This window comes from Neobacillus sp. plas4, assembly GCF_057221695.1.
The window spans coordinates 4,723,489-4,745,401 of the sequence record NZ_CM170152.1 but is presented as its reverse complement, the minus strand read 5'-3'; the positions used below and the strand labels follow the sequence as shown (position 1 = coordinate 4,745,401).

At 38.4% G+C, this 21,913-nt stretch carries 19 protein-coding genes and 1 other annotated feature; of the genes, 14 read left to right on the top strand and 5 right to left on the bottom strand.

Translation table 11 applies throughout. The annotated features are described in order from the left end of the window. Nucleotides 1-1,116, bottom strand: coding sequence for an aminopeptidase (locus AC2TFD_RS23935; protein WP_335567185.1), 1,116 nt, complete (start codon nucleotides 1,114-1,116; stop codon nucleotides 1-3). Between the two features lie 212 nt (nucleotides 1,117-1,328). Between AC2TFD_RS23935 and AC2TFD_RS23930 the strand changes: the two genes are divergently transcribed. The 5 genes from AC2TFD_RS23930 to ccpA all read left to right on the top strand — a co-directional run bounded on the left by AC2TFD_RS23930 (nucleotide 1,329) and on the right by ccpA (nucleotide 5,119). Beyond that, a complete protein-coding gene (locus AC2TFD_RS23930) occupies nucleotides 1,329-1,790 on the top strand; it encodes a DUF948 domain-containing protein (RefSeq protein WP_335567184.1) in 462 nt (153 codons plus the stop codon). Between the two features lie 30 nt (nucleotides 1,791-1,820). Beyond that, complete coding sequence (locus AC2TFD_RS23925; RefSeq protein WP_335567183.1) at nucleotides 1,821-2,186, top strand: YtxH domain-containing protein; 366 nt, start codon at nucleotides 1,821-1,823, stop codon at nucleotides 2,184-2,186. A gap of 75 nt (nucleotides 2,187-2,261) precedes the next feature. Then, nucleotides 2,262-2,597: a bacillithiol system redox-active protein YtxJ gene (ytxJ, locus tag AC2TFD_RS23920; protein ID WP_335567182.1), complete on the top strand. Its 336-nt coding sequence runs from the start codon at nucleotides 2,262-2,264 to the stop codon at nucleotides 2,595-2,597. 227 nt (nucleotides 2,598-2,824) lie between these two features. After that, nucleotides 2,825-3,901 (top strand): bifunctional 3-deoxy-7-phosphoheptulonate synthase/chorismate mutase, encoded by a 1,077-nt coding sequence (locus AC2TFD_RS23915; protein WP_335514373.1) that lies wholly within the window; start codon nucleotides 2,825-2,827, stop codon nucleotides 3,899-3,901. Between the two features lie 219 nt (nucleotides 3,902-4,120). Next, nucleotides 4,121-5,119, top strand: coding sequence for a catabolite control protein A (ccpA, locus tag AC2TFD_RS23910; protein ID WP_335514370.1), 999 nt, complete (start codon nucleotides 4,121-4,123; stop codon nucleotides 5,117-5,119). A gap of 77 nt (nucleotides 5,120-5,196) precedes the next feature. Here ccpA and acsA read toward each other — a convergent pair whose 3' ends face one another. Then, complete coding sequence (acsA, locus tag AC2TFD_RS23905) at nucleotides 5,197-6,915, bottom strand: acetate--CoA ligase (protein ID WP_335514368.1); 1,719 nt, start codon at nucleotides 6,913-6,915, stop codon at nucleotides 5,197-5,199. Between the two features lie 183 nt (nucleotides 6,916-7,098). Between acsA and AC2TFD_RS23900 the strand changes: the two genes are divergently transcribed. The 3 genes from AC2TFD_RS23900 to AC2TFD_RS23890 are packed head-to-tail and all read left to right on the top strand — an operon-like array spanning nucleotide 7,099 to nucleotide 9,550. After that, nucleotides 7,099-7,737 carry a GNAT family N-acetyltransferase gene (locus AC2TFD_RS23900; protein WP_335514365.1) on the top strand — a complete coding sequence of 213 codons (639 nt, stop codon included), beginning with the start codon at nucleotides 7,099-7,101 and terminating at the stop codon, nucleotides 7,735-7,737. Then, nucleotides 7,734-8,381, top strand: a complete 648-nt coding sequence (locus AC2TFD_RS23895; RefSeq protein ID WP_335514361.1) for an acetoin utilization AcuB family protein — start codon at nucleotides 7,734-7,736, stop codon at nucleotides 8,379-8,381. The genes AC2TFD_RS23900 and AC2TFD_RS23895 overlap by 4 nt, the downstream gene beginning before the upstream one ends. Next, the gene (locus AC2TFD_RS23890) at nucleotides 8,378-9,550 is read left to right on the top strand and encodes an acetoin utilization protein AcuC (RefSeq protein ID WP_335514357.1); all 1,173 of its coding nucleotides are present in this window, start codon (nucleotides 8,378-8,380) and stop codon (nucleotides 9,548-9,550) included. Before AC2TFD_RS23895 ends, AC2TFD_RS23890 begins: the two co-directional genes overlap by 4 nt. Before the next feature lie 729 nt (nucleotides 9,551-10,279). Here the strand turns inward: AC2TFD_RS23890 and AC2TFD_RS23885 are convergent. Beyond that, on the bottom strand, nucleotides 10,280-13,018 hold the full coding sequence (locus AC2TFD_RS23885) for a transglycosylase domain-containing protein (protein ID WP_335567181.1): 2,739 nt from the start codon (nucleotides 13,016-13,018) through the stop codon (nucleotides 10,280-10,282). A 145-nt stretch (nucleotides 13,019-13,163) separates the two neighbouring features. Beyond that, nucleotides 13,164-13,381: a binding site (T-box leader), on the top strand. Between the two features lie 52 nt (nucleotides 13,382-13,433). Here AC2TFD_RS23885 and tyrS point away from each other — a divergent pair. Beyond that, entirely contained in the window at nucleotides 13,434-14,690 is a 1,257-nt protein-coding gene (gene tyrS / locus AC2TFD_RS23880) for a tyrosine--tRNA ligase (RefSeq protein ID WP_335520156.1), read from the top strand. 285 nt (nucleotides 14,691-14,975) lie between these two features. Then, nucleotides 14,976-15,164 (top strand): DUF6954 family protein, encoded by a 189-nt coding sequence (locus AC2TFD_RS23875; protein WP_335520154.1) that lies wholly within the window; start codon nucleotides 14,976-14,978, stop codon nucleotides 15,162-15,164. 44 nt (nucleotides 15,165-15,208) lie between these two features. Here the strand turns inward: AC2TFD_RS23875 and rpsD are convergent, their stop codons facing one another. After that, nucleotides 15,209-15,811, bottom strand: coding sequence for a 30S ribosomal protein S4 (gene rpsD / locus AC2TFD_RS23870; RefSeq protein WP_335509178.1), 603 nt, complete (start codon nucleotides 15,809-15,811; stop codon nucleotides 15,209-15,211). 369 nt (nucleotides 15,812-16,180) lie between these two features. On the opposite strand from rpsD, the gene AC2TFD_RS23865 reads away from it, so the two are divergent. Then, nucleotides 16,181-17,269, top strand: a complete 1,089-nt coding sequence (locus tag AC2TFD_RS23865) for a sensor domain-containing diguanylate cyclase (RefSeq protein ID WP_335515674.1) — start codon at nucleotides 16,181-16,183, stop codon at nucleotides 17,267-17,269. A gap of 108 nt (nucleotides 17,270-17,377) precedes the next feature. Then, a complete protein-coding gene (gene megL / locus AC2TFD_RS23860; protein ID WP_484674103.1) occupies nucleotides 17,378-18,565 on the top strand; it encodes a methionine gamma-lyase in 1,188 nt (395 codons plus the stop codon). 26 nt (nucleotides 18,566-18,591) lie between these two features. Here megL and AC2TFD_RS23855 read toward each other — a convergent pair whose 3' ends face one another. Then, entirely contained in the window at nucleotides 18,592-19,074 is a 483-nt protein-coding gene (locus AC2TFD_RS23855; protein ID WP_335515668.1) for a GAF domain-containing protein, read from the bottom strand. A 155-nt stretch (nucleotides 19,075-19,229) separates the two neighbouring features. Here AC2TFD_RS23855 and refZ point away from each other — a divergent pair, with 155 nt between their 5' ends. Both refZ and ezrA read left to right on the top strand, forming a co-directional pair. Further along, a complete protein-coding gene (gene refZ, locus AC2TFD_RS23850; protein ID WP_335515665.1) occupies nucleotides 19,230-19,859 on the top strand; it encodes a forespore capture DNA-binding protein RefZ in 630 nt (209 codons plus the stop codon). Nucleotides 19,860-20,133: 274 nt separating this feature from the next. Further along, nucleotides 20,134-21,819: a septation ring formation regulator EzrA gene (gene ezrA / locus AC2TFD_RS23845; protein WP_335515662.1), complete on the top strand. Its 1,686-nt coding sequence runs from the start codon at nucleotides 20,134-20,136 to the stop codon at nucleotides 21,817-21,819. Nucleotides 21,820-21,913: the final 94 nt, after the last annotated feature.

The window sequence follows — 21,913 nt, the reverse complement described above, 5'->3', positions numbered from 1 at the left end:
CTATTTTAAATTCTCTGGGTTTAATCCTTCTAGTTCCGGAATGACGAAAAGCCCGTCTCTGCGGATCAAGACATCATCAAAATAGATTTCTCCCCCGCCGTATTCTGGGCGCTGTATGTTAACCATATCCCAGTGAATATTCGAATGATTTCCGTTAAAGGCTTCATCATAGCATTGACCAGGAGTAAAATGGAAGCTGCCTGCAATTTTTTCATCAAACAAAATATCTTGCATCGGATTTAAGATATATGGATTCACACCGATGGCAAATTCTCCAACATAGCGTGCTCCTTCATCGGTATCTAATATTTTATTGATTCGTTCTGTATCATTCGCAACAGCCTCAACAATTTTTCCATCCTTAAAGGTTAGCTTTACATTTTCAAAAGTAAACCCTTGGTAAGGGGATGGCGTATTATAGGTGATCACACCATTAACTGAATCACGCACAGGCGCAGTATAAACCTCTCCATCTGGGATATTTGCTTGACCAGCACACTTAATAGCAGGGATATCCTTTATAGAAAAGCTGAGGTCCGTTCCAGGACCCGTTAGACGAACTTTGTCTGTACGGTTCATCAAATCAACTAGGCTCTCCATTGCCTTGTCCATTTTTCCATAATTCAAATTGCAAACGTCAAAATAGAAATCTTCAAAGCCCTCCGTACTCATTTTTGCAAGCTGTGCCATGTTGGATGTTGGGTAACGAAGGACCACCCATTTTGTTTTTGGTACTCGGATGTCACGGTGGACTTTTTTACCGATTGTATTTCCATGAATCTTGACCTTATCATCTGGTACGTCTGCCTGCTCATTAATGTTATCACCAGAACGAAGTCCTATGTATGCATCCATTTTGCTCATGACATTTGCTTCAAAATCAGCAATCATGTTAAATTGTTCTTCCTGTGCACCTAGCAGCAGAGCACGATCTACCTGCTGATCCTTTAGCAGTACAAATGGGTATCCGCCAGCAAGATAGGCTTCCTTCACTAGTGCGGTTACCAGTTCACGCTGCAGACCAAAGTTTTCAATTAAAACCTTTTCACCTTTTTGCAGCTCTACAGAGTAATTAATTAAATTTTTTGCTAATTTATCAATACGAGGATCTTTCATGTTTACGCCTCCTAGAACGAAAAATGTTAAACCATATCATCTATTGTAACCGATTACCAAGGATTTTGATAAATTTTAACATTTAAAAGTGAAACGTATTGTAATCCCTGGCAGGAAAATGAGACAATCATCTTGAAGTAGTATTAGATCCTTTCTAGGTTTAACAGGTGAATAGTTAGGTAATACATAAGGTATATACGGAGGTAAAAAATATGGAAATCATTTTATACTTTAGTGTCGCATTGATAGCGATTGCGTTTTTAGTGCTTGTGATTTATTTATCAAAAACACTTAAATCTCTCCAAGGAACCCTTCAAAGTGTTTCAACTACGTTAAGTGGTTTAGAAAAACAATTGGATGGCGTTACGAAAGAAACAACAGAGCTATTACAAAAAACGAATGCACTAGCGGAAGATATTCAGGAGAAATCACAGAATTTAAATAGTGTTGTCACAGCGGTAAAAGACGTTGGGGCAACTGTCAGTAAATTCAATGGTTCCTTAAGGAATTTAACCAATTCATTTGATATACATGTGGAGGAAAATAAAGAAAAAGTTTCCCAAATTGTACAATGGAGTAACATCTTTTTTGAACTAAAAGATAAATGGAATGAGAAAAAGGAAGCAAAAAAGGCGAGCAATACCGAAGCGATGAAGAGAGTTAGGTCAAGATAATTTTTATTATATTTAAGGGAGGATTCCATAATGAGTAGTAAGGATTATGAAATGCGGGAAGCCAGCCAAAGCAAGCGGGAGGAATCATCAAGCAGTTTTTTACTTGGAGCACTTATCGGCGGATTAGTAGGTGCAGCAGCAGCCATCTTCTTAGCACCAAAATCAGGGAAAGAGCTTCGAAGCACGCTTAACAGTCAGGCGGGAACATTAAAGGAAAAAACGGTACAACTTATGAATAAAACAAAGGCAGCAGATGAAGAAGTAGAAGATGATTACTACATTCCAATCGGTGACGTTCCTAAATCAGAAGGGTCTGTAGACGAACTAGCGATAAGAAAAAAATTAGAAGAGGCCAAAAAAGCATTCGAAGAGGAAGAATACAAAGTAACCCATTAGGCAATCTAAATATTTGTAACAGTAATGGTGAAGTGATAGAATTACTTCACCGTTTATTTTTTTGGAGGGAAGTATATGTTAACAAAAATTGATACTTTTGAACAATTTGAAGATGTACTAAAGAAGGATGAGCCATTTTTTCTTTTAAAACATAGTATAACATGTCCGATTAGTGATGCAGCTTACAAGGAATACGAGAAATTCTCAGGGGAAGATGAAAGCGTTCCAACCTATTATTTAGCCGTTCAAGAAGCTCGTCCTTTATCAACTGAAATTGCTGAGAAATTTGAAATAAAACATGAATCACCTCAAGTACTTTTATTTAATAAAGGTGAGGCTGTCTGGAATACTTCACATTGGAAAATCACCAATAAGTCTTTAAAAACAGCAAAAGTTGAAAATAATTTGTAGTCAACTTTGGTATATCTATGCATAGAATGACTAAGAATACAACATTTCACTTTAGTGCTTAAAAGCGTTTAATCATTAAAGAAAAGCGTGACAAACAAATTCTTTTTGGATATAATGAGCCTAATTATTAAATTTTTCTAACAACTTATTTCTAAGGGAGCTAGCTGGCAGGGTACCGCAGCCTTGATGAGGAATCTGTCATGCTATCGAAAGGACGGGGACTAAAATTGAGCAAAAGTAATTTGGAACTATTAAGGACACGTGTTGATGATCTAAACCTAGAATTGTTGAAATTAATTAATGAAAGGGCTCAGCTCGTCCAAGAGATTGGAAAGGCTAAAGAAAGTCAAGGTGTTTTCAAATACGACCCAGTGCGTGAGAGAAAAATGCTGGATGTTATTAAAGAGCATAATGACGGGCCATTTGATAATGCAACAATTGACCATTTATTTAAGGAAATTTTCAAAGCAGGCTTAGATTTGCAAAAAGATGACCATCAGAAAGCACTTCTAGTCTCTAGAAAAAAGAAACCTGAAAATACGATTGTTAATATAAAAGGTCAAACTGTCGGTGACGGGAAACAACATTTTGTGTTTGGTCCATGTGCAGTTGAGTCTTATGAACAAGTCGCAACAGTTGCAAAAGCAATGAAGGAAAAAGGATTGAAACTACTTCGCGGCGGTGCTTATAAGCCTAGAACTTCTCCTTATGATTTCCAGGGTCTTGGCGTGGAAGGCTTAAAGATTCTAAAAAGAGTAGCAGACGAATACGATATGGCTGTTATTAGTGAGATTGTAAATCCTGCTGACATTGAGATGGCTATTGATTATATTGATGTAATCCAAATTGGAGCACGCAACATGCAAAACTTTGAATTACTAAAAGCTGCAGGCGCAGTAAATAAACCTGTTCTTTTAAAACGAGGAATTGCGGCGACGATTGAAGAATTTATAAATGCGGCTGAATACATTATGGCGCAAGGTAATGGGCAAATCATTTTATGTGAGCGTGGAATTCGAACATACGAACGTGCAACAAGAAATACGCTTGATATTTCTGCTGTACCGATTCTAAAGCAAGAAACACATTTACCAGTTATGGTCGATGTCACTCACTCAACAGGAAGAAGAGATTTACTCCTTCCATGTGCAAAAGCGGCACTTGCCATAGGTGCAGATGGCGTTATGGCAGAGGTTCATCCAGATCCAGCAGTAGCTCTTTCTGATGCACAGCAGCAAATGAATCTTGATCAGTTTGATACGTTCTATAATGAACTACTAGCTTCCAACCTTGTTCGTATTTAAATAAGTGAAAAACCCTCTGTTGTTGTCTAGCGGAGGTCTTTTTTTATTATTTAATGAAAATATAGTGAAAATGAGAACAAATACAATTGCGACTTATTTGTACTTATCGTATGATTAAATACATATAAAAGTTTGTATATTTTATCACAATGACTAAATCATTGAAGAATGCTGTAAAATAAGAAAAATACGTATCGTTTTTTAAGGAGAGTGTAAAACGTGAATATTACAATTTATGATGTTGCCAGGGAGGCAAATGTTTCAATGGCAACCGTTTCACGTGTTGTCAATGGTAATCCAAATGTTAAACCTGTTACCCGCAAAAAGGTTTTAGAAGTAATTGAAAGACTTGGCTACCGGCCAAATGCTGTTGCTAGGGGACTGGCTAGTAAGAAGACTACAACTGTTGGGGTAATTATTCCCGATATTTCGAATATCTTTTTTGCAGAATTAGCACGTGGAATTGAAGATATTGCAACCATGTATAAGTACAATATTATTTTAAGCAATTCCGACCAAAACAAAGAGAAAGAATTACACTTATTAAATACAATGCTTGGTAAACAAGTGGATGGGCTTGTATTTATGAGTGGCAATATTACAGAGGAACATGTAGTGGAATTTGGAAAGTCACCAGTACCAATTGTTTTAGCTGGATCGATTGAAGAATCTGAACAGATTCCTTCTGTTAATATTGATTATGAGCAAGCAGTTTATGACTCAGTAAAGGAATTTATTGATAAAGGACATAAAAATATTGCATTCGTTGTTGGACCATTACAAGAACCAAGAAATCTCCATAAAAAACTTAAGGGGTATCAACGAGCATTAGCAGAAGCTGGAATGGATTATAATGATGCGCTAATCGTAGAAGGTGATTATACCTATGACTCGGGCGTTGAAGCGTTCGAAAAATTATTAGAAGCCACAGACAGACCAACTGCAATTCTTGTTGGATCAGATGAAATGGCATTGGGTGTCGTTCATGGTGCCCAAGATAAAGGATATAAAATTCCTGAGGATTTTGAAGTAATCACTTCAGATAATACCAGACTATCCCTAATGGTTCGTCCGCAGCTAACCACACTCGTTCAGCCATTATATGATATTGGTGCTGTTGCAATGCGATTACTTACTAAACTTATGAACAAAGAAGAAGTAGAAGAGCAAACGGTTATTCTTCCACACCGCATTGAACACCGTCAATCAACAAATTAAATTGAAAAGCGTAAGCGTCTTGGTGCTGGAGCTGGACAAAAGAAAAGCGTAAGCGCCTTGGCGCTTACGCTTTTTTATTAGTCTTCCATCGTTGAAAGGTCACCAGTTGGTAAATTAAGCTCCCATGCTTTTAAAACACGTCTCATAATCTTACCACTTCTCGTTTTCGGAAGCTTATCTCGGAAATCGATTTCTCTAGGAGCTGCATGTGCTGCTAGTCCTTTTTTTACAAAAACCCTGATTTCTTCCTTCAGCTCATCAGATGGCTCATATCCATCTCTTAGCGCAATGAATGCTTTAATGATTTCCCCGCGTACTGGGTCAGGCTTTCCAATTACCCCGGCTTCAGCTATCGCAGGGTGCTCTACAAGCTTGCTTTCAACCTCAAATGGTCCAACGCGCTCGCCAGAGGTCATAATAACATCATCAACCCGGCCTTGGAACCAGAAGTATCCATCTTCATCCATATACGCAGAATCACCTGAGAAATACCAGCCGCTCGGCATAAAATAGGAATCATATTTTTCAGGATTATTCCAAATTAAGTGCATCATGGATGGCCAGCCCTTTTTAATCGCAAGATTCCCCATACGATAAGGAGGAAGTTCATTGCCTTGGTCGTCAACGATTGCAGCAACGACACCAGGAATCGGTTTACCCATTGAGCCTGGTTTAATCTCCATACATGGATAGTTACTAATAAGTTGTGCGCCTGTTTCCGTCATCCACCAGTTATCATGTATACGTTTGTTAAAGACCTTCACACCCCATTTTACAACCTCAGGGTTTAACGGCTCCCCAACACTTAATACATGACGAAGGCTGCTTAAATCATATTTCTTAACAAGTTCATCTCCTGCTCCCATTAACATTCGGAAAGCAGTTGGGGCACTATACCAAACAGTCACCCCGAAGTCTTCAATCATTTTATACCAAGTATCTGGACTAAAGCGACCGCCAACAATGACATTAGATGTTCCTGTTAACCATGGTCCAAAAATTCCGTAGGATGTTCCGGTTACCCAGCCTGGGTCAGCTGTACACCAGTACACATCATCTTCTTTCAGATCCAGAACCCATTTGGCTGTTTGATATTGTTGAATCATTGCATTATGTACATGCAGAACGCCTTTAGGTTTACCAGTTGAACCAGAAGTATAATGAAGAATCAAACCATCTGTACGGTCAACCCATTCAATTCTTAACTTGTTGCTTGCAGTCTCGAATTTACTCAAAAAGTTAAGGTATGGTCCTTGTTCTTCAATATTTTCACCGATAAGGAAAATGTGTTTTAATGCTGGCAGCTCATCAACCGGGACACGTTCCAATAGTTCAGGAGTAGTAACCAGTACTTTCGCTTCGCTATCTTGTAAACGATCTCTAACGGCCCCCTCCATGAAAGCTTCAAATAATGGACCCACAATGGCCCCAAGCTTAATTGCACCCAAAACGGTAAAATATAGTTCTGGTGAGCGAGGCATAAAGATGAAAACGCGGTCGCCTTTTTCTACATCTCCATATGTTTTTAAGACATTGCCGGCCTTATTTGAGAGCTCTTTCATTTCTTTAAACGTATACTTTTCATTTCGAGAATTATCGCGATAATAAAGAGCTACTTTATTTTTTCGAAAGGTTTCTGTATGACGGTCAATTGCTTCATAGGCCATATTAACAAGACCCGTTTCATGCCAAGAGAATTCCCTTTCAGTCTCCTCCCAACTAAAGTTTTTATACGTTTGATCATAGTTCGCTAAGTTATGCTCACCTTGCATGACCGGCAGCTTTTCCACTTTCATTCCAATTCCCCCTTTTGATGGTATGAAATTATTATAGCAGAAACTATTCTTAATTTTAAAATAATTTTATCTTTTTGTAAAATTAACACAAAATAAGACGAAAATTATGTAAAGGTGCTAAATATAGAATGAAATTATGTATAATAGAAGTGATTCGCGAATGATTTTTCAGGTGGTGTAGGGATGGAACACAAAAAAACGTATAATGCCAAAGAATTAAAAACTCCCCATGGTAACTTAATCATTGAGGGTCCTATTTCCTCAGATAAACTTGCTGGATATGAATTTCATGAACATCTTACCGCTTTTCGTCAGCCAGAACAGCAGCATCAAGCTTTAGTTGGAATTGCCCAGTTAGAAGAAGGAAGAATCATAATTGCTAGACATCACCATACCATCGTAGGTTATGTGACATATCTTTTTCCTGACCCTCTTGAACGATGGTCAGAAGACAGAATGGATAATTTAATTGAATTAGGAGCAATAGAAGTAATTCCTAAATTTAGGGGCTGCTCCGTCGGAAAAAATCTTCTCACAGTGTCGATGATGGATGATGCCATGGAGGATTACTTAATCATTACAACCGAATATTATTGGCATTGGGACTTAAAGGGAACAGGGCTAAATGTTTGGGAGTATCGTAAAATTATGGAGAAAATGATGAATGCTGGCGGGCTCCAATGGTATGCCACCGATGATCCTGAGATTTGTTCACACCCTGCAAACTGCCTGATGGCGAGAATTGGCAAAAGAGTGGATGTAGAGACGATACAACGGTTTGACCGTCTCCGTTTTATGAACCGAGGGGGGTATTTGGGATGATTGCTGAAGAGATTATGAAAACGAAGGTTTACACAGTTACTCCAGCTGTATCAATTGCTGACACATTGAGATTAATGGAAGAAAGAAAAATTCGGCATATACCTGTGATTAATGCCAATCAACAGCTAGTTGGTATTGTAACCCTATCAGATATTCGCGAGGCTGCACCATCAATATTTCGTGCAAACGAGCATTTGGAGGATTTGCAAAAACCAATTGAATCTATCATGAAAAAAGACGTTATTACTGGTCATCCGCTCGATTTTGTAGAGGAAATAGCAGCTCTCTTTTATGAACACAAAATTGGCTGCCTGCCGATCACAAATGATCAGAAACTGGTAGGAATCGTGACTGAAACGGATTTATTAAGAACACTTGTGGAGTTAACTGGTGCGCACCAGCCTGGTTCCCAAATTGAAATAAGGGTGCCAAATCTTGCAGGAAAGCTTAGTGATATTACAAGTATCATAAAGGGACGAAAAGCAAATATCCTGAGTGTTCTCGTTTATCCTGACAAAAAGGATGACCAATTTAAGATTCTCGTTATAAGGTTACAAACGATGAATCCTACGGCGCTTATCCAAGATTTAAAGCAATCTGGTTATGACGTTCTATGGCCCAATCTGCCAGGTGTATCCCTATGACTGACCAATGTTCATTTGTTTTTTCAGAAGACTTGTTGAAATATAAATTTAACAGTAATCATCCTTTTAATCAGTTTCGTCTCAAACTAACTGTTGATTTGCTGCATAGATTAAATGCCCTGGATGATAATTTTGTAGTTCCTCCTAGAATGGCAACAGAGGAAGAACTAAGCCTTGTTCATGACCCAAGCTATATCGAGGCAGTAAAAATGGCTGGACAGGGACAGCTGCCGCAGCTAGTGGCTGAAAACCATGGGTTAGGTACTGAAGATACTCCTATCTTCCCTAATATGCATGAAGCCAGCGCCTTCCTTGTTGGAGGAACATTAACGGCGGTTGATCAAGTCATGACAGGTCAAGCGCTGCATGCTCTACACCTAGGAGGGGGATTACATCATGGCTTTCGAGGAAAAGCCTCTGGATTTTGCATTTACAATGATAGTTCAGTAGCTATTAAATATTTGCAAGAGAAATATAATGCCAGGGTTCTTTATGTTGATACCGACGCCCATCATGGAGATGGTGTTCAATGGTCCTTTTATGATGATCCCAATGTTTGTACCTTGTCTATTCATGAAACAGGTAGATACTTGTTCCCAGGCACCGGTAATGTTAATGAAAGAGGTCAAGGAAAAGGTTACGGGTATTCATTTAATATTCCTGTTGATGCATTTACAGAGGACGAATCATGGCTTCAGGTTTATACTCAAGCATTGAAGGAAGTAGCTGATTTTTTTAAGCCAGACGTTATTCTTACTCAAAATGGGGCTGATACCCATTATTATGATCCCCTAACTCATTTATCTGCTTCCATGAAAATCTATCGTGAAATCCCAAAGCTAGCTCATGAAATTGCCCATCAATATTGTGGAGGTAAGTGGATTGCAGTCGGCGGAGGGGGCTATGATATTTGGAGGGTGGTCCCGAGAGCCTGGGCACTTATATGGATGGAGATGACTGAAAAATCAAACTGTTATGGCAACTTGCCGAAGGATTGGCTGGATTTCTGGCAAGCAAAGGCACCAGTTACTCTTCCTGCACATTGGGATGATCCACATGATATGTACAAGCCAATCCCAAGGAAAGCGGAAATAACGGAAAAAAATCTACTTACCCTTGAAAAAGCACTCTATCCAATTAGAAATTATCAAAAAAGTGAATCGTCATAGTAGGAAGATAACGGAAAAAGGAGCTTGGATTTCCAAGCTCCTTTTTCAGAATGTAGAGAAAAGGTATTTTTGTAGGCATTATTTTTTTATGTGCCTTGAGGACAAATTGTTCGCGCCGTTGGTCAGATTTGTCCCCAATACAGGTGCTTGAGGACGAAACGCATGAACACCGAGCAAAGATTTGTCCTCAATACGGGGGCTTGAGGACGAAACGCATGAGCACAAAGCAAAGATTTGTCCTCAATACAGGGGCTTGAGGACGAAACGCAGAAGCACCGAGCAAAGATTTGTCCTCAATACAGGGGCTTGAGGACAAATTGTTCTAGCCGTTGGTCAGATTTGTCCTCAATACAGGGGCTTGAGGACGAAACGCATGAACACCGAGCAAAGATTTGTCCTCAATACGGGGGCTTGAGGACGAAACGCATGAGCACAAAGCAAAGATTTGTCCTCAATACATGTGCTTGAGGACGAAACGCATGAACACCGAGCAAAGATTTGTCCTCAATACGGGGGCTTGAGGACGAAACGCAGAAGCACCGAGCAAAGATTTGTCTCAATACAGGGGCTTGAGGACGAAACGCATGAGCACCGAGCAAAGATTTGTCCTCAATACACGAATCAGCACTAGTCCACTTTAAACCATTGCCAAAAACCATAAAGGCTGCCAATACCTCCTCGACAGCCTAAAAAAAGGAGCTTGGGAATCTTTCCAAGCTCCTTTTTCCGTTATTCAATAGGTGTAACTCCAACATCCACTTTATTAGAGGGAGGTGATTCCTTCCCAGCAATATCTACAGCCGCAACATAATAAGAACCGGCTGAAGCAGTGAAGGAAAGGCTTGAACCGCTTTTGATACTTGCGACCTTTTTACCATTGTGATACACACGATACCCAACGATATCATTATCGGCCGGCTGTGACCAAATAAGGTTGTTACCGGATAGTGAAAGCGTCACACCATCAGGGTGTTTGCCATTATCGACTATTTTATTATTAGAAACTAAAATATTTGCCCAACGATCCATTTTAGGTATTAGCTGACTAGGATTGCTAAAATTCTTTCCAACCATTTGCGCAATGAAGTCAGGATTTAGGATGACTCCTTGCTGCGAAAATTCGGCTGGTGTAGAATCTAATGCCAAATACTTTTTGTCGCCAATTTGCACATAGTTCCCAGCAATTAAACTATCATCTCGTTTTGTAGGAACATTATCAGCGTTAAAATAATCACTTTCGACTAACCCTGCCTTTGAACAGGCATCAGAAGGCAACAGGCCTGAAACGACACAGTACGAGCGCTTTACAATTCCTGCTGGTACAGGAAATGATTCAGCAGGACTAATTAACTCAGGTTTAATGTCATATGCTGCATTTATTAATGCCGCCCATAAATTGTTCGTTCTTTGTGAATAGGACATCCCGCCAGTTTTTAATGACTTCGGCGTATCATAGCCATTCCAGATTCCAAACGTTACATTTGGGTTGGTAGCCACAAACCAATTGTCATGATAATCATGTCCAGTCCCAGTTTTACCTGCCCAATCGGCCCTAAACTTCAATTTACTGTTGAGACCAGCTGCAGTACCACTTTTGATTACATCCCGCATCATATCAAGCGTCAAAAATGCTGTCTGCGGTTTGAAAACATCGACTGGTTTTACCTCATGCTGGTAGATAGTCTTGCCGTTTTTATCCACTATTTTTTCAATCATGTACGCATCAATAAATTTACCCTGATTTGCAAAGGTACCAAATGCATTGGTGTTTTCTTCGACAGTTACCCCATTTTTCATTGATCCAATAGAAGTTGAGAGATTGGTATAATCCTCACTTCTTAGGGAGGTAAAGCCCATTTTTTCAAGATATTTTGCAGGCTGCTGATCAAGTATATCTTTGTATAGCTTAACAGCTGGAACGTTATAAGATTTCTTTAGTGCATGTCTTGCTGAAGTAATCCCGCTGTATCGTCTGTCATAGTTGTTTGGCCATGGTCTCGAAATAGAGGGTTCAAGTCTTAAAGCTACATCCGGTAATGGAGTACCTGGTGAAGCTTTTCCAAGTTCTATAGCAGGTGCATAAACAAGTAAAGGCTTCATGGTAGAACCATTTTGACGAACAGCACCCGTTGCATGATTCAATTCTTGTTGATTATGGTCTCTTCCACCCACAAAACTGATAATTTTACCTGTTTTATTCTCAATGAGCATTGCGCCTACTTCAACTGGTTCCATAACAGTAATTGGTTCATTCGTTTCCGGATCAAGTTTCTGTTCTGCCTTAGCAGGTCCATAATGCGGGTAGTTATTTTTTACTTCTTGAAATACATCATATATTTCTTTGTTAATCGTTGTATGGATTTCGTATCCATTTTGTCTTAAATTTTGCTTTGCTAATGTTTTGTACTTATAAAAAAGATTCTCGTCTTCCTTTAAAGCTGTCTCATCATAGCCATCATTTTTCGCCAATACATTGGTTAATACTTCGACAGCTCGCTTTTCAATTTCAAATGATAAGTATGGATATTTTTCAAGAGGATTTTCTCCTGCTGGAACAAAATCCTTTGTAATATCGTAGGCGGACGCTTCTGCATACTGTGTTTCATCAATATGACCGCCATCATACATTCGTTTTAGAACGGTCTTCATACGAGTAAGCCCTGGCTCTAAATTGTTTTTTACTGTACCTTCTCGAGTAAAAGGTGTATACCCAAAGGGACTTTGTGGTAAACCTGCAATAAAGGCAGCTTGTGGAAGAGTTAATTCACTAGCATTTTTTCCAAATATGCCTTTTGCAGCTGCTTGAACGCCACCGATATTTTTACCTGATGAGTTTCTTCCAAAGGTTGAAACATTTAAATACGCTTCAAGAATTTCCTTTTTGCTAAAATATTTCTCTAAGCGAAGGGCAAGTAAGATTTCATTTGCTTTTCTTTCAAATGAAACTTCATTTGTTAAAATTTGGTTCTTGATTAATTGCTGTGTTAAAGTACTACCGCCTGATTGAACAGCAGAGTTGGTTACCTCTTGGAAAAGTGCACGAAAAACAGCTTTTGGCACAACACCTTTGTGTGTATAAAAATACTCATCTTCCGTTGCAATGACTGCTTTTATAAGGAAATCAGATACTTGATCAATTTTTACCTCTTCACGTTCAAGATCTGTCCTCAGCTTTCCAAGATAAACATTATCAGAAAAATATAAGTCCGAAGTTTCTGTATAATTATAAATATCCTTTTTCATGCTGTCGTAAGACCGGACAGGTTCGTCCTTAACAAGCGAGGCAAAATATCCCGCACCCACACCCGTTGCAAATGCTCCCCCTAGGATGACGACCGTCATAACTAGCAGCAAAAGGTTCCAAAATACCTGGTAGGTAATTCGTGCGCCTTTTACAGTTTTTTTATGGGTAAACAAGCTGGGTATGGACTTTGCTTTCGCTTTCCATGCTTGCAATTTATCATTCATAGAATCACCTCGTTTAAAATCACATATATTATAGCATAATGAGGATTATAAAAATGACAAACTTCTACATTTTTCTGATATTACCAGTTCATGTTTGACAACAGAAGTATATTATGGTAAAAATTCTATAAGTTATAAATTAAATAATCAAGCGTTGAAGGGAATCTACTGTAGTTCTTCTATCCCTGTTAATAGAGAGTCAGCGGCTGGTGTAAGCTGATACAAATAGAAGAGTGAATTACGTCCCAGAGCTTTCCCCGTGAATATAGAAGTAGCGGAGAACGGTCAAAAACCGTTAATTTTTCGAGTTGGAGGAATTCATTCCTCAAGCCGGGTGGTACCGCGCGTATATGCGTCCCTGCAATTTTGCAGGGGCGCTTTTTGTTTTTATTTTGAGTAAATGGAGGACAATGACATGGATTTATTACAGGATTTAGCTTGGCGGGGACTTATCTACCAGCAGACAGATGAAGAGAGTCTTAAAGATTTAATGGGAAAGGAGAAAATTTCCCTTTACTGTGGAGTTGATCCAACAGCAGACAGTTTGCATATCGGTCACATGGTGCCGTTTTTAACGCTGAGAAGATTTCAGCAGCACGGACATCGTCCAGTTGTTTTAGTTGGTGGTGCAACAGGTCTGATTGGTGATCCGAGTGGAAAAAGTGAAGAGCGTAATCTCCAAACACTAGAAGCTGTACAGAAAAACGTAGTGGGCATTCAAAAACAGTTAGCTGCGATATTTGACTTTGATGGTGAAAATGGGGCTATTATGGTGAATAACTATGACTGGGCTGGATCCATGGATATCGTTACGTTTTTAAGAGATATTGGGAAGCATATTGGGGTTAATTATATGCTTGCAAAGGATACAATTGCTTCAAGACTTGAATCAGGGATTTCCTTTACAGAGTTTACCTACACGATTCTCCAAGCAATGGATTTCAATCACCTTTATGAGAATTTCAACTGTAAGTTACAGGTTGGAGGAAGTGACCAATGGGGGAATATCACTTCCGGCCTTGAATTGATTCGTAAAATGCAGCCGGAAGGTTCTAAGGCATTTGGATTAACCATTCCACTTGTTACAAAAGCGGACGGTACTAAATTCGGAAAAACAGAGGGCGGAGCAGTTTGGCTTGACGCTAAAAAGACGACTCCTTATGAATTCTACCAATTCTGGATCAACGCCGCAGATGCGGACGTAGTTAAATACTTAAAGTACTTTACTTTCTTGTCACACGAAGAAATCGAAGGCTTAGAAAAGTCCGTTCAAGAGGAACCGCATTTACGTAAGGCTCAAAAGGCTTTGGCGGAGGAAATGACTCGTTTGATTCATGGGGAAGAATCGTTACAGCAGGCGATTAAAATAACGGAAGCATTATTTAGTGGTGATGTTCGAAGTCTATCCGCTTTTGAAATCGAGCAAGGGTTCAAAGATGTACCATCATTTAATGCAGCAGATGTAGAGGGCAACTTGGTTGACTTATTAGTGGCAGCGAAAATTTCACCTTCCAAGCGCCAGGCACGCGAGGACATTTCAAATGGCGCCGTTACAGTAAACGGTGAGCGAATTACAGATACATCTTATGAATTACAAGAGTCTGACCGGATTGAAGGGCAGTTTACGATTATTAGAAGAGGTAAGAAGAAGTACACGCTTATTAGATATTAATATTGTAGAGTACCGGCCTGATTTTAGGTCGGTTTTCTTTAGGACTTGACTTGCAGGAGTGGAAATACGGCAACAATCGTTTGATAATTGTGCCCGTAATTGCGGGAAAGATAAAAATACGGTAACAATAAATCGTTATTTGTGCCCGTAAAAGTAGAAATAGAAAAATACGGTCACAATAACGTGCTTAACACTAAAATGCAAACTTCAGTTTACAATCAAAAACGTAACATTAAACGTACCGACATCGTTAATGATTATAGATTCACAACAGGAGGTACTATTATGAAGTTTCTAATTCATGCTTTTTTTATCATTCTCCTACTCCTCGTTACTTTCTTTGGACTAGGACCAGTGCTATACGCTGACGGGGTATTATCAGAACGCCTTTTGACCGCAGCAGTGGTTGTCATCCTATATGCCATACTTGCATTCTTATATGCAAGGGCAATCAAATGGATAAAAAGAAAATAAAAAAACCGTGCCAAGTAAATGGCACGGTCTTTCTTTCGAACTTATTATCTTGAGTAGAACTCGACGATAAGAGTTTCGTTAATTTCAGCAGGTAATTCAGAACGCTCTGGTAAGCGAGTGAAAGTACCTTCAAGCTTGTCTGCATCAAATGTTAAATAGTCAGGTACGAAGTTATTTACTTCTAGTGCTTCTTTAACAACATCAAGATTACGTGATTTTTCACGAAGAGTGATTGTTTGACCAGCAGCTAAACGGTATGATGGAATATCTACGCGAGATCCATCAACCAAAATGTGACCGTGGTTAACTAATTGGCGAGCTGCACGACGAGTACGAGCAAAACCTAAACGGTAAACTACGTTGTCAAGACGTGATTCAAGTAGGATCATGAAGTTTTCACCGTGAACCCCACCCATTTTGCCTGCTCTATCAAAAAGGTTACGGAATTGACGCTCAGTTACTCCGTACATGTGACGAAGTTTTTGCTTTTCTTGTAATTGCAATCCGTATTCAGAAAGCTTCTTACGTTGGTTAGGACCATGTTGTCCAGGAGCGTAAGGACGCTTTTCTAATTCTTTACCTGTGCCGCTTAGAGAGATTCCAAGACGACGAGAGATTTTCCAGCTAGAGCCAGTATAACGAGCCATGAATGACTCCTCCTTAGTGTTTTTATTTTGGTAAAATAAAAACCGTTATGAAACATCAATGATAGCCATTTTGTTTTCATGCACCTTCGCCCTAGCAGCAGAGGGTTACAAGATACACCATCATATGAGTACAATTGACTCATGAGGAACAAAATGAATCCATTCACGTGTTCACATAGGCTGCAGTTATTTTACACAAAGAATATTATATAATTTTACCCGCAGAGCTGTCAAGTTAATTCACGAAACTATGAATAACCATCAATAAATCAAATAAAAATTAAAAAATCTCTATCACTCTCACCTGTTTATTTACTATAATAGTATCGATGTATAAAATTGGAAAATGGCAATAAAAAGGTGATAAATATGGATGCCAAAGAGTTACAAGAAGAGTTAACGAAATATAAGGAGCTATTTCATGCAATTAACACGATTACGTTACTAGCAAATACAGCTAGCAGCACAATTGAAGAGGCACAAATTTACAAGCAGTTTAAACAGACCATTTCAGAACTGCAATCCATGAATGAAACCTCTCAAGAATTAAATGCAAATTTCCGCTTATATAAAATCATGGAATTTATGTCGAAGCAAATTATTCAAACATTTCATGCCCAGGAAGTAGGATTTTTCCTTTTTTCCAAAGATCACAATAATCTGAGAGTACTTCCAGGTACAACCCCGTTTTTTTTGACAAAACAGTCAAAGATTTATACTGACCTCCTAGAAGCCAAGATACAAACAGAAAAAGAATCTATATTTATTGGAGACTTTAACCTTCCACACATTAATGACAGTAAAAAATTCCATTCCCTAATGGCAGTACCAATCCTTCTAAGCAATAGTATAAAAGGATTCACGATTGTGATGCACCAAAAACCTAACTACTTCACATTAGAGACATTTAATCTCTTGCAGTCACTCCTTTTTCATTCATCACTTGCATTGACCAATCTATTGCTTAGGGAGGAACTACAACATATGGTCATAACGGACCATTTAACCAAACTTCATTCCCGGAATTTCTTAGATGAAAATATACAGTATTCCATGAAGGATGATCCGGAAGGGACCTTTATTTTAATTGATATTGATAATTTTAAAGAAATCAATGACACATTTGGTCATCAGGTAGGTGACGATGTATTAATTCAGGTAGCAAAATTAATCAAAGAGAATATACGCGGAAATGACGTTGGTGCTCGGTGGGGAGGCGAAGAGCTAGCCATCTATCTTCCTAGAGTTTCAATTGACGAGGGATTAGCGATAGCCGATAGACTAGTGAAAACAATAGCACTATGTACTTTCCCAAAAATAACGGTATCCTGTGGTGTTTCCTATTGGAATAAAGATAAACATGATACATATAAATATTTATTCAAACGGGCAGACGATGCACTTTATCTTGCCAAGGGCACAGGTAAAAATAAAGTGGTTGCACAGAAAACGGCCTAATAAATGGAAGGGCACTTGAATGAAGTTGATTTGAGTGCCCTTCCTATCGTTAATGAATAGGATATAACAACCTATATTTGGAAGCGTTTACAAGCAGGAGGGGTCACATTGGAAAATAAAAATTATCGTTTTGAAACGGAAGCAATTCATTCAGGTTATCATTCTGATGAGCATAAGGGAAGCTTAGTTCCTCCTTTATATCAAACATCCACTTTTACCTTTTCAAGTGCTGAACAAGGGGAAAGGAGATTTGCAGGGCAAGAAGAAGGTTTTATTTATTCCCGGCTGGGAAATCCAACTGTTAAAGTTCTCGAAGATCGGATGGCGCATCTTGAAAGAGGTGAAGCGGGCCTGGCATTTTCCTCTGGGATGGCAGCCGTATCTGCTGTGCTCACGGCCTTAACCAAAACAGGTGACCATATCTTGTGTTCTCAAGGCGTATATGGTTGTACATTTGGTTTACTGGAGTTATTAAAGAGTAAATACAACATTGACCATGACTTTTCTGCAATGACTTCAAGTGAAACGCTGGAAAATGAGCTCCGACCTAATACTAGTTGTATTTATATTGAAACGCCAATTAACCCGACAATGCAATTAGTTGATTTAGAAATGGCAGCGAGCGTCGCAAAACAGCGTGGTATTCCTGTCGTTGTGGACAATACCTTTTGTTCGCCTTATTTACAAACCCCTATCAGTCATGGCTGCGATATTGTTATTCATAGTGCAACAAAATATATATGTGGACACGGTGATGTCATTGCTGGACTTGTAATCGGTACAAGTGAATTTATTAAAAGAGTAGCAAAAACAACGCAGAAGGATTTTGGCGGCACCATCTCTCCATTTGACGCTTGGCTTTTACTAAGGGGGTTAAAAACACTTCCGGTTCGGATGGATCGGCATTGTGAGAATGCAAGTATGCTTGTTGAGTACTTAAAAACACATCCAAAAGTGGAAACACTCTATTTTCCATGCTTCAGTGACTATGAAAATGATACTAAAATCATGCATAAACAAATGAAAAAACCAGGTGGTTTGATATCGTTTACGATTAAAGGAACAAAAGAAACCGCTCAATTATTTATGAATCATTTAAGATTGATAAAAATAGCGGTGAGTCTAGGGGATGCAGAGACGTTGATACAGCACCCTGCCACGATGACACATGCTGTCGTCCCGAAAGAAGAACGAAGAAAAATGGGAATAGAGGATACATTACTTCGTTTGTCTGTAGGTCTGGAAGCATGGGAGGATATAAAAGAAGACTTAGAGCAGGCACTACAGAATATATAAAAAACTCGCCTCGGCGAGTTTTTTATTTACAAATGCTCAACAAGTATAGCTGTAATTCCTTCTAACTGCTCTCGGTCCAATTCATCGAAACGGTTTTTCTCTGGTGAGTCAATATCCAGGACACCAAGTAATTTTCCATCCTTAATTAGCGGAATGACGATTTCAGAATTGGAGGCAGCATCACAAGCGATATGTCCGGGAAATTGATGAACATCTTCCACTCGGATGGTTTCCATATTCTTAGCAGATGTGCCGCACACACCTTTGCCAAGCGGGATGCGAACACAAGCTGGCAATCCTTGAAAGGGCCCCAATACTAGCTCACTATTGTCATCCATGAGATAGAAACCCACCCAGTTTATCCGATCAAGAAATTGATTTAACAATGCAGCAGTATTACTAAGATTCGCAATTTGATTTTTCTCGCCATGGAGCAGGGCCTGTAATTGTTTCACTAACAATTGATAGTTTTCTTGACGAGTCCCTTTGTACATTTCGACATTAAACATGTTTTTTCACCTCCCGCCAAATAAATCACTTATTTATTTTATCAAATTAACAGGAAAAAGAGCATACTTTGTCGATATTTTTATAAAGGAAAACACTGTGATTAAAAGAATTGTTATAGAAAGGGATAAGTCAAGCGAAAACAGGAGGTGTACGGATGAAAAAGGATTCTAAAGAAGAAATTGTAAAGGCAGCCATATCGCTTTTTAATTCAAATGGATTTGCTGGGACATCGATACGTGATATTGCATCCGTAGCAAGAGTGAACTCAGCAACAATAGCCTACCATTTTGAGAATAAGCGCGGTCTTTTAGAATATTGCTTTACTATCTTTTTTGAGCAATATCTTAGCATTATTGAAAAAAGGTTTTCAATGATGGAAGCAGGAGTAAAGGAATGTTTAAAACAAATTACTGCTGACCTGCTTCACTATCAATGTGAAAATAATGAACTTACAAGCTTTGTCTACCGAGAAATGTCAATGGATTCACAGGTGGTTAGAGAAATTATGTCCACATATGCTTTGAAAGAAAAGTACTATTTTCAAAAGATATTTGAAAAAGGGTTTGAAAGAAAAGAATTCCGTCCACATTCCATTCCCTACCTGATTATCCAATACAAGGGTTTATTGATGATGCCTTTTATTAATGCTCATTATTTACGAGAGGTACTTTATATTTTTCCAAATGAAAGGTTTTTTGAACAAAAGTATTTAAAGGAAATGAATAGGTGGATTGAAAATACAATGGAAATGAAAATAATTGAAAAGAAAGAGGCCATACTTTAATTGAAACGATTATACCGATATTTATATGATGAGCACTAGCTTGGAAAGAATATTTTCTTCAGGCAAGTGCTTTTTCATTTGGTTTTATCAGGGCATTCTGCTCCAATATATTAAATTCACATTTCTTTTTCAAAAAAAATGAAATTAATAGTCAAAAAATGTCGTTTACATGGTATCATAGAAACATTGAACTTAACCGAAATTTAAAGGTTTTTATAGATTCGTATCCACACCATTGGAGAATTATGAAGTGTTTGAAACAGGAGGCTTGAACGTGAAATTTATTATAGGATTCATTATCCTGCTACTCGCCTTATTCGTACTGGGATATTTTATAAAGAAGAAGTATTTTAAAGAGATGGATAGGTTAGAAGCCTGGAAAATTGATTTATTTAATCGACCAATATTGGATGAAATGTCAAAGGTTAAACAATTGAATATGACAGGGCAAACAGAGGAGTTGTTTGAGGGCTGGCGTAATCAATGGGATGATATTGTAACGGTTAAATTACCGGATCTGGAAGAGATGTTATTCGATGCTGAAGAATATATTGACAAATATCGCTTTAAAAAAGCAAAAGGAATCCAACGGGATATCAATGATAAGTTACTAGCAACTGAAAATGAGATTAATAAAATTGTTGAAGAACTTCATGAGCTTGTTGGCAGCGAAGAAAAGAACAGAATAGAAATAGAACAGCTAAAGGAACTTTACCGAGAAACGAAAAAAACGCTGCTGGCTCATCGTCATAGCTTTGGTAAATCCGAAAAATACCTAGAAACTCAATTGGATGATGTAACGAAAAAGTTTCACGAATTTGATGAGAAAACGGAGCTTGGTAATTATCTTGAAGCGCGTGAACTCGTATTATCAATACATGACCAACTTATTACGATTAAAAATAATATGGATTTAATCCCACAGCTATTAATTGAATGTCAATCTCTGATACCTTCTCAGCTGAGCGATATTCAAGATGGGTATCGTGAAATGAATGAAAAAGGGTATTACTTAAATCACCTTCAGTTAGAGCAGGAAATTGAGAGTTTGCGAGAGAATTTGACCAAGTTTTTGGGGTTTATTGAAGAAACAAAAATAGAGGAAGCGCAAGAAGGAATAGGTGAAGTGAAAGAACGCATTGACATTTTATTTGATCTTCTCGAGAAAGAAGTAAATGCGAAACATTTTATCCTTCAAAATGAAAAAGGAATGAGCGGACTGTTAACTTCTGTATTAGAAGAGCATGATCATCTTTCTAGTGAAGTAAAGCATGTTCAAGAAAGCTATCATCTTACAGACAGCGACTTTGAGATTCAACGACATTTAGAAAGCCAGCTTTCCACTGTTACCAAGCATTATGAAATTTTGATGGAAAAAATTAATCTCAATGAAACAGCATTAACCGCACTTTGTGAGGAACTAAAAGACATAAAAATGCATATTGAAATGATTCAAGAAGAGCAGGAAAGTTTTGGACTCAAGCTTCAAGCACTGCGAAAGGATGAGTTTGAAGCAAGAGAAACACTAAGGGATTTAACGAAAAAAGTGGGCGAAACCATTCGTTTAGTTTCCAAGAGCAATATTCCGGGTTTGCCGGAGGATTATAAGTACTTATTCGAAGATACAAATGAAAGTATCCAGAACGTGAAGCAGCAGCTTCAGGAAAAACCACTTAATGTTTCTGCACTAAACCAATATCTAGAAATAGCGGTTTTAACAGTGGAAAAATTATCTAATTCTACGATGGAATTGATCGAAAATGTTATACTTGCTGAAAAAGCGATTCAGTATGGTAACCGCTATCGAAGCCAATATCCTTCTATTGCTAAGGGACTGGGCGATGCGGAACATGCCTTTAGACATTATGAATATCAGGAAGCTTTAGAACAGGCAGCTGCTTCCCTCGAATCAATAGATCCGGGTGCCCTTAAAAAAATCAAAGCCACAGTTGGAAAGTAAGAAAAAATAAAGCTAAAACCGATTCAGCAAAAAAGCGAATCGGTTTTTATTTGTTGTAAATCACAAAACTTTTTCAATTGTTTAAGTTTATGGT

Bases quoted from the DNA above. Each gene is read 5' to 3' on its own strand.
- AC2TFD_RS23935 (WP_335567185.1), bottom strand. From the start codon at position 1,116: ATGAAAGATCCTCGTATTGATAAATTAGCAAAAAATTTAATTAATTAC.
- AC2TFD_RS23930 (WP_335567184.1), top strand. From the start codon at position 1,329: ATGGAAATCATTTTATACTTTAGTGTCGCATTGATAGCGATTGCGTTT.
- AC2TFD_RS23925 (WP_335567183.1), top strand. From the start codon at position 1,821: ATGAGTAGTAAGGATTATGAAATGCGGGAAGCCAGCCAAAGCAAGCGG.
- ytxJ (WP_335567182.1), top strand. From the start codon at position 2,262: ATGTTAACAAAAATTGATACTTTTGAACAATTTGAAGATGTACTAAAG.
- acsA (WP_335514368.1), bottom strand. From the start codon at position 6,915: ATGAAAGTGGAAAAGCTGCCGGTCATGCAAGGTGAGCATAACTTAGCG.
- AC2TFD_RS23900 (WP_335514365.1), top strand. From the start codon at position 7,099: ATGGAACACAAAAAAACGTATAATGCCAAAGAATTAAAAACTCCCCAT.
- AC2TFD_RS23895 (WP_335514361.1), top strand. From the start codon at position 7,734: ATGATTGCTGAAGAGATTATGAAAACGAAGGTTTACACAGTTACTCCA.
- AC2TFD_RS23890 (WP_335514357.1), top strand. From the start codon at position 8,378: ATGACTGACCAATGTTCATTTGTTTTTTCAGAAGACTTGTTGAAATAT.
- AC2TFD_RS23885 (WP_335567181.1), bottom strand. From the start codon at position 13,018: ATGAATGATAAATTGCAAGCATGGAAAGCGAAAGCAAAGTCCATACCC.
- tyrS (WP_335520156.1), top strand. From the start codon at position 13,434: ATGGATTTATTACAGGATTTAGCTTGGCGGGGACTTATCTACCAGCAG.
- AC2TFD_RS23875 (WP_335520154.1), top strand. From the start codon at position 14,976: ATGAAGTTTCTAATTCATGCTTTTTTTATCATTCTCCTACTCCTCGTT.
- rpsD (WP_335509178.1), bottom strand. From the start codon at position 15,811: ATGGCTCGTTATACTGGCTCTAGCTGGAAAATCTCTCGTCGTCTTGGA.
- AC2TFD_RS23865 (WP_335515674.1), top strand. From the start codon at position 16,181: ATGGATGCCAAAGAGTTACAAGAAGAGTTAACGAAATATAAGGAGCTA.
- AC2TFD_RS23855 (WP_335515668.1), bottom strand. From the start codon at position 19,074: ATGTTTAATGTCGAAATGTACAAAGGGACTCGTCAAGAAAACTATCAA.
- refZ (WP_335515665.1), top strand. From the start codon at position 19,230: ATGAAAAAGGATTCTAAAGAAGAAATTGTAAAGGCAGCCATATCGCTT.